The sequence below is a fragment of the Kitasatospora sp. NPDC093102 genome, from assembly GCF_040683915.1.
Classification (GTDB): Bacteria; Actinomycetota; Actinomycetes; order Streptomycetales; family Streptomycetaceae; genus Kitasatospora.
The window spans coordinates 1-6872 of sequence record NZ_JBFBFA010000103.1 but is presented as its reverse complement, the minus strand read 5'-3'; the positions used below and the strand labels follow the sequence as shown (position 1 = coordinate 6872).

General features: G+C 67.9%; 6 protein-coding genes and 3 pseudogenes. 3 read left to right on the top strand and 6 right to left on the bottom strand.

Annotated features, from left to right (window positions below; translation table 11 throughout):
* Positions 1-136: 136 nt before the first annotated feature.
* From AB0O11_RS38890 to AB0O11_RS38880, 3 genes and pseudogenes are all read right to left on the bottom strand, one after another.
* Positions 137-493, bottom strand: a pseudogene (locus AB0O11_RS38890) (glycosyltransferase family 2 protein); the annotation flags it as partial.
* 133 nt (positions 494-626) lie between these two features.
* Complete coding sequence (locus AB0O11_RS38885; RefSeq protein ID WP_363397247.1) at positions 627-1037, bottom strand: hypothetical protein; 411 nt, start codon at positions 1035-1037, stop codon at positions 627-629.
* A 46-nt stretch (positions 1038-1083) separates the two neighbouring features.
* A pseudogene (locus tag AB0O11_RS38880) lies at positions 1084-1905 on the bottom strand (IS5 family transposase); the annotation flags it as partial.
* Between the two features lie 409 nt (positions 1906-2314).
* On the opposite strand from AB0O11_RS38880, the gene AB0O11_RS38875 reads away from it, so the two are divergent.
* Positions 2315-2821 carry a DUF1254 domain-containing protein gene (locus AB0O11_RS38875; RefSeq protein WP_363397244.1) on the top strand — a complete coding sequence of 169 codons (507 nt, stop codon included), beginning with the start codon at positions 2315-2317 and terminating at the stop codon, positions 2819-2821.
* Between the two features lie 18 nt (positions 2822-2839).
* The gene (locus tag AB0O11_RS38870) at positions 2840-3652 is read left to right on the top strand and encodes a DUF1214 domain-containing protein (protein WP_363397241.1); all 813 of its coding nucleotides are present in this window, start codon (positions 2840-2842) and stop codon (positions 3650-3652) included.
* 645 nt (positions 3653-4297) lie between these two features.
* Here AB0O11_RS38870 and AB0O11_RS38865 read toward each other — a convergent pair.
* The gene (locus AB0O11_RS38865; protein ID WP_363397238.1) at positions 4298-4468 is read right to left on the bottom strand and encodes a hypothetical protein; all 171 of its coding nucleotides are present in this window, start codon (positions 4466-4468) and stop codon (positions 4298-4300) included.
* Positions 4469-4806: 338 nt separating this feature from the next.
* Between AB0O11_RS38865 and AB0O11_RS38860 the strand changes: the two genes are divergently transcribed.
* The gene (locus AB0O11_RS38860) at positions 4807-5583 is read left to right on the top strand and encodes a CPBP family intramembrane glutamic endopeptidase (RefSeq protein WP_363397250.1); all 777 of its coding nucleotides are present in this window, start codon (positions 4807-4809) and stop codon (positions 5581-5583) included.
* On the opposite strand, the pseudogene AB0O11_RS38855 reads toward AB0O11_RS38860, so the two are convergent.
* Together AB0O11_RS38855 and AB0O11_RS38850 are read right to left on the bottom strand one after the other, a co-directional pair.
* Positions 5573-5766: pseudogene (locus tag AB0O11_RS38855) on the bottom strand (oxidoreductase); the annotation flags it as partial. The gene AB0O11_RS38860 and the pseudogene AB0O11_RS38855 sit on opposite strands and share 11 nt — an antisense overlap.
* A 25-nt stretch (positions 5767-5791) precedes the next feature.
* Positions 5792-6700 carry a hypothetical protein gene (locus AB0O11_RS38850; RefSeq protein WP_363397235.1) on the bottom strand — a complete coding sequence of 303 codons (909 nt, stop codon included), beginning with the start codon at positions 6698-6700 and terminating at the stop codon, positions 5792-5794.
* Between the last annotated feature and the right edge of the window lie 172 nt (positions 6701-6872).

The following is a 6872-nucleotide window of genomic DNA, read 5'->3' as shown; positions in this document are numbered from 1 at the left end:
CTCCACCGAAGTCACCCGCCCACAACCAGCATGAGCACCCCGACAGCGACGCACACCAGGCCCGTGACCAGCCACTTTACGATGCACACCACTCAATGAGGTTGCAGCGGGCGCGGCTACCGGGCCGGACGGCGCTTCAGACGATCGGCGGCCGTCCGGCCCGGGTGAGCCGCCACACCGTTCGCCAGCTCATCGGCCGCCGCTCACCGTGGCCGCCCCGCAGCCCCTCCGCGAGGCCCTTGAACCACACACCGAGCGCCCCCGTCGAGCGGAAGCGGTACACACTGAGCAGCGTCCACACGGCCAGGTACACCGGCACGAGCGGCGCCGGCAGACGCCGGTAGGCCACCCACACCCGGTTGCGGGCCACCATCCGGTAGAACGGGCCGTGCCGTGCCGGGTTCGTCGCCGGGTGGTGCACCTCGATTCCAGCCGCGTACCAGCCGAACCTCCCCAGGTCCCACAGCCGCCACGACAGGTCGATGCCCTCGTGTTCTTCGCGCTCCGTGTGTGTCATGAGACATCAATGGGGCCCAAGAGTGGGGCTGGCGTCGGCCTCGGAGATGCCAGTTCACGATCCCCCTGCTTGGGGCCTGAGAGGGTGTTCTGTGAGGCTTCGCCGGAGTTCAGGTCTGGGTGGCCGGTGTCGGGTTGGTGAGGGCGAATAGGCCGGGCTCGGGTTCGGTGAGGATGCCGCGGCTGACCAGGCGTTTCAGCTTGGCGCGGGTGCCTTCGATATGTCGTGGCTCGGGGGCGAGGCCGATCGTCTGGCAGATGTCTTTGGCCCGGAGTCCTTCCTCCGACGCCTCGATGACGGCCAGGATCGCGCGGTATCCGGGCGGCAGCGCCTCGGGCGGCTCCGTGCCGGTCTCGGCCGCCAGTTCCAGGATGGTCTCCCGGGTGATCTCCAGACGCTTCAATGTGTCTTCGGCGGCCGCGAGTTGCTCGGTGAGACGGGCGATCTGCTCACGCAGTTGTTCGGCTGTCTCGCGGACGAGCCGTTGCCGGGACTCGATTCTGTCCAGGAGTTCCCTCATCGATGCTCCTGCCGGTCACAGGTGGTGGATGCCAGGGTGGCGGATCACGCCAGGTCAAGGTGGCGGCGCGGGTGAGGCGTCGGAGCATCACGTCGGTCATGGACCAGTGGATCGCCGCCACCGAGCTGGCCGGCTTCGCCTCGTAGTCCCGTGCGAGCCTGCGGTGGAGCATGAGGGTACCCAGGGTCTGCTCGACCACCCACCGTCTGGGCTCGGGCGTGAACCCGCGTGCGCCGGGATCACGCCGGACGATCTCCACATCGATGCCAAGGGCGGCGCCGTGCTCGACCACGGCGTTCTTGAACCCGGCGTCCGCCCATGCCCTGGTCACGGTCGGCGCGCTCTGGGCGACCTTGTCCAGCAGTGCGATGCCGATCGCGTTGTCGTGGACGCTCGCCGCGACCACGACGGCGGCGATGACCAGGCCGAGTACATCGGTGGCGATGCCCCGTTTGCGCCCCGGGCTCTTCTTGCCGGGATCCAGTCCGGTCGTCTCCTTCGGCGCGTTCGTCGAGGCCCGCACGGTCTGGGAGTCCAGGACGACCGCGGTGGGGTCCTCGTGTCGCCTGCGGCTTTCGCGGACCTGCCAACGCAGCAGGTCATGGATGGTCTCGGCGGTCCCGTCGTCGCGCCATGTGCCGAAGTAGTAGTACACCGCGCTCTTGGGTGGCAGGTCGTGGGGCAGGTAGCGCCATTGGCATCCGGTGCGGGCCTGGTAGAGGATCGCGTTCACGATCTCCCGCATCTCGTACCGGCCCGCATGGCCGCTGACCGAGGGATGCTTCGCCTTCCACGCGGTGAGGACCGGCCGGATCAGCTCCCAGGCTTCATCCGACAGGTCGCTCGGGTACGCGGGACGCTCACCCACATCCGTCAGCACACCGCGCCGACGGCCCGCCGTGAAGTACCGGAATCGGACAACCTGCCGTCAAGGACTACGAGAACCGCCCAAGACTCGCAGAACACCCTCTGAGACAGACCTGCTCTCGGCGACCTCCCCACCCTCAGGGAGCTAGGCGTTTCCTTCCGATCAACCTGTTGGCCGTGTGAGGGAGGTGAGGCTACGGAGAACATGCTTGTACTGCATGTGTGATGGGCTGGATGCCAGCAGGAGATGTGAACGTCCCCTGGTATCGCGCCCCGCGCAGGCGCCTGTGCGCCGCCGGGCCCTCTTGTGGCACCTGCCGTCGTGGGGAATGTTGGGAATCAAAGCATCCCCTCTGGAAGGTGAGTTGGTGGCCATGACGGGTTCCGGGAAGCCGATGCCTGGTGAGCTGATGACGCGCGAGTATGTGGCGTCGCTGGCGCGACAGGCGTACCTGTGGGGATGGGCGCTGGAGAACGTGCACAACCGCAACGTCGTGTTCGAGACGGTCCCCGAGCCGGGCTTGGCCGGAGGGGTGATGCCGGTGGCGCCGCCCGGCCGGCTGGCGATGCTGCACGACTACATCTCCCCCGAGGAGCGGCAGGTCGCCTGTCCCAACCAGGACGTGGTCTACGGGATGGGCCTGGTCACCGTCGCCAGCGGCCCGGCGGTGCTCCAGGTACCCGACTTCGGCGACCGGTTCTGGGTGTACCAGATCGTCGACCAGCGCACCGAGTCCTACGCCCCGATCGGCAAGATGTACGGCAACGCGCCCGGCCTGTACCTGTTGGCCCCCGCCTCCTGGGAGGGCGAGGTCCCCGACGGGATCACGGAGGTGTTCCGGTTCGACACGGCCGTCTCGGTGGTCATCCCGCGGGTGTTCATGGACGACACCGACGCCGACCGGACCGCGATCTAGCCGGTCATCAACCAGATCATGATGTACCCGCTCGACGAGTACACCGGCGAGCTCCAGACCACCGACTGGTCGCAGATCCCCGACCTGCCCCCGCTCGGCGGCGACAGTGGCGACGGCGAGACCCACTGGGTCGACCCGACCGTCTTCTTCGACGACCTGCCCACCCTGCTTGCCGAGGTACCCGCCAGGCCCGGCGAACAGGCCCTCTACGACTGGATCGGCTCCCTCGACGACCCGACCGTGACCGAGGCCCACGGCAAGCTGCTGCGCGACACCGCGGTCGTCGCCGAGAAGGACCTGATCGGCCCGCTCTTCCAGTTCCGCAACATCGGGGTCCCGGCGGGAAACCACTGGACCACCCAGCACGACGGTGCCCAGTTCGGCACCGACTACCTCTCCCGCACCGCCATGGCCAAGGCCAACATCTTCGTCAACTCGCCCAACGAGACGGCCTACTTCTACCTCGACCTCGACGAAGCGGGCGAGCGGCTCGACGGGGACCGCGCCTACACCGTCACCTTCCCGGCCGGCCAGCTCCCGCCCGCGCGGGGCTTCTGGTCCCTCACCCTCTACAACCAGCACCACTTCTTCGCCCCCAACTCCCTCGGCCGCTACTCGCTGGGGACCAAGAACACCGGTCTGCAGAGCAACCCCGACGGCTCCCTCACCCTGCGCGTCCAGGCCGACCAGCCCGCGGACATGGAGTCGAACTGGCTCCCGGCCCCCGCGGGCGAGGCGTTCTCCCTCTACATCCGCGCCTACTGGCCCGAGGACGCCATCCTCAACGGCGGCTGGACCCCACCCCCGGCCGTCCCCACCGACGACGCGTAGCCTTCCGCAGGTCAGCGGGCGGACCAGATGAAGATGCCCGCGATGTGGAGGCCGGCACGGAAGACGGTGACGGTCTTCCGTGCCGGCAGGCTGCGGGCGCGAGTATCGATCTTGTGCGGTGCGCTGGCCGCGCCCCGCTGCCGACCAAGGCGTGCTGCCCGGCGCTGACCCCACCGCCCGGTCCTACCCCCAGATCGCCGAGACCCGCGAGGACGGCCGCGAGGTCCTGCGCGCCGACCACCAACGCGCCTGGGCGATCGAGGCTGAGCGCCTTGGCGCAGCCGGCCTTTGGCATCGAGCGAAGGAAGTCCGCGCACCCCGAGCGCGGGCGCAGGTTCCGAAGAATCGCCGCATTGTCCAAGGTCAGAGCGGGTCTGACAGAAGGCGGAACGCCGCCGGGCGGGGAGCCCCGGGGAGCCTTTACGAGGAACGGTTTTGACGGAAAACCGAACAAAGGTCTACCCCCGTCAGGAACCCCTCCCCCAGCAAGCCAGCTCGGGAAGTGGATCAGTGATGGCTGTGCCGAGAATCGATATCGACTTACCTGCTCGGCTTTCAAGGGCGCCCGCCATCTGGGTACACAATCGATATCGATTCATGACGCCGGCTGGCCCCGGCCCGGCGCTGGCAGATCTTTGGGCCGTTCTACCGGAGCCCGAGGCGGTCGAACTCGGCGAGGATCTCCTCCCGCTCGGCTTCGCCGCGTTCCTGTGCGGCGGCCAGGGCCTCCAGGTCGAGGTGCTCGCGCAGTCCGCTCCGGACGACGTCGACGAGCTGGATCGGCGAAAGTGACTCCGCCTGGACGGTCTGGTGCATGACGTCCCCTCGACGGTCGCGGCTCTTCTGCGGGGCCGTGGGCAAACCAGTACGAACTCCTACGAACCAACCCCGCCAGGGTTGACGAAACAGATAGGGGCACCCCCCGCGTCCAGCGGCCGCATGGTCGTCGGGCAAGCTGTGACCTCCCATGTCGGTGGTGCCCCTCCTTGACGATGAACAAGGAAAAAGGGGAACCACGCCATCGCCGATGATGGCCGTCCTTCGACTTGTCGCACTTGATCTTCGTACCTGCATTCGAGACCATGGCGGGACGGTGAGGGGGGTGGGACGTGAACGCACAACTCAAGGCAGGTGTACAGGTGGCGGCAGGATACATGGTCGATCCTCTTTCTCAGGAAACGGATTCACGGCGGATCCTGCGGTCCGAAACGGCATTGGTACTGGCCCTCTCGCTGGGGGCCAGCGGAGTGTCTGCCCTGATCAGTTTTGTCGGATCACTGACGAAACCAGGGGGACTGAAGGAACAGGTCGCAACGATCAACGGCTCGTACGCGCCGGGGCGTCCATGGCTGGATCTGACCTGGCAGCTCTTCGGTATCGCTACGGTCCTGGTGCCTGTCGCGCTCGTCGCCCATCTGTTGATCAGGGAAGGCGCTGGGCTTCGCGCCATCGGCTTCGACCGGAGCCGGCCGTGGCCGGATCTGGGTCGCGGCACGGCGGTCGCGGCGGGGATCGGCAGTGCCGGGCTCGCCTTCTATCTGGTGGCGCGGGCCACCGGTTTCAATCTCACCGTGGTTCCGGAATCACTCCCCGATGTGTGGTGGAAGTTTCCCGTCCTGATCCTGTCCGCGCTCCAGAACTCCGTGCTCGAGGAAGTGATCGTCGTCGGGTATCTGCTGCGCCGGCTCGGGCAGTTGGGGTGGTCGCCGATGGCCGCCCTGGCGGCGAGTTCGGTGCTGCGCGGCTCGTACCACCTGTATCAGGGGATCGGCGGCTTCATCGGCAACGTGGTGATGGGTGTGGTCTTCGTGCTGCTGTACCGGCGTTGGGGGCGCGTCGGCCCGCTGGTGGCCGCACACACGCTGCTCGACATCGGGGCGTTCGTCGGATACGCGCTGCTGGCGGAGAAGGTGGGGTGGCCTATGCCGTGAGCAGCTCACCGTCGATCACCGTCACGGCTATGCCGTCAGCAGCGTACGGTCACCGCGCAGCGAGGTGCGGACCAGACCGGGCCGTGCGGACGCCTGCAGTCCGGTCAGTTTGTCACGGCCGAAGCGGGCCGACCAGAAGGGGGCCAAGGCGGTGTGGGCACTGCCGGTGACCGGGGCCTCGTCGCCCGCTGCCCAGCCCCCTGCCTGGCTACGGCCGGGCGTGGGCGGTGGCATCCGTGCCTCGTGCCTTGGGCAGAGTGATGCCCTGGGCCTGAGCGGCCTGCCCCGGGCGCAACGTCCATGGAACAGAGCCCGTTTCTGCCAGCCACTCATTCGCCAGCAGACGCTTCACGACAAAGCCCCGCAGCGGACCTTTCAGGTCCCAGCCCAAGCCCGAGCACAGCTGGGCGTACGAGGGGCCGTGTCCGTGCTCGCCCCGAAAGGCCACAGTGAACTCGGCCGCCAGCCGGCCGCGGTCCGGGTGCATGTCCTTCCACGCGCCGTAGGCGGCCCTGACGTCCTTGGAGAAGAACTGAGGGCGACTGGGATCCATGAACGCCTGCGCGACCCGCTCCGGAGGCCGAGCGCACACGGCGCAGTACTCAACGGCCTCAACGTGCCGTCGCAGCGCAGGGCTGGCCGGGCTCTTCCATCGCGTCCATGCATCTGCGCTGAACCGGAACCTCGGAGTTGAAGCGGGTACGGCCTTGCTTTCGCCCTTCGGGGGCTCCGCCGCCTTGTCCTCTTCGGTGGGAGGGCGCATGCCCGACAAGTGGCGCACTGCGCCATCGAGGCGGAAGCGGTCCGCGCACAGCTCAGCGAGGAAGCCCTTGCACAGGAGGTCGGGCAAGGTGGCCCGGCAGGCTGCGGGAAGATCGGGCGGAATCTGTCCGACAAGCTTGGACGTGCTGTGTGCGGCGAGGAACAGACCGGCCAGCCGTGCGGCGGGAGGGAGCTTCTTGACCGGCTTGGCGGACAAGGCCCGTGTGGTCCATCCGGACACCCGTGAGCGGGTGTTCTTCCCAAAGGCCAGAGGGGGGTCCGTCTCCTGGGCCAGGCCGGGGACGGTGATGGGGAGCGGCGTTGCAGGATCGCCGTCGAAGAGCGAATCGTTCACCTGCCAGCCCAGGCCGCGAAGGGTATCAACGGCTCCGCGTGCATCCTCCAGCCGCAAAGCGGACAGGTCCGTCCCAGTGAGTGGTGTGCATCGTGAAGTGGCAGGTCACGGGCCTGGTGTGATTCCGTGCCCCGGTGCTCGTGCTGGTCACGCGCGGCAGTCTGCCGTGTAG

Coding starts and splice junctions, on each gene's coding strand:
- AB0O11_RS38885 (WP_363397247.1), bottom strand. CDS start 1,037: ATGAGGGAACTCCTGGACAGAATCGAGTCCCGGCAACGGCTCGTCCGC.
- AB0O11_RS38875 (WP_363397244.1), top strand. CDS start 2,315: ATGACGCGCGAGTATGTGGCGTCGCTGGCGCGACAGGCGTACCTGTGG.
- AB0O11_RS38870 (WP_363397241.1), top strand. CDS start 2,840: ATGATGTACCCGCTCGACGAGTACACCGGCGAGCTCCAGACCACCGAC.
- AB0O11_RS38865 (WP_363397238.1), bottom strand. CDS start 4,468: ATGCACCAGACCGTCCAGGCGGAGTCACTTTCGCCGATCCAGCTCGTC.
- AB0O11_RS38860 (WP_363397250.1), top strand. CDS start 4,807: ATGGTCGATCCTCTTTCTCAGGAAACGGATTCACGGCGGATCCTGCGG.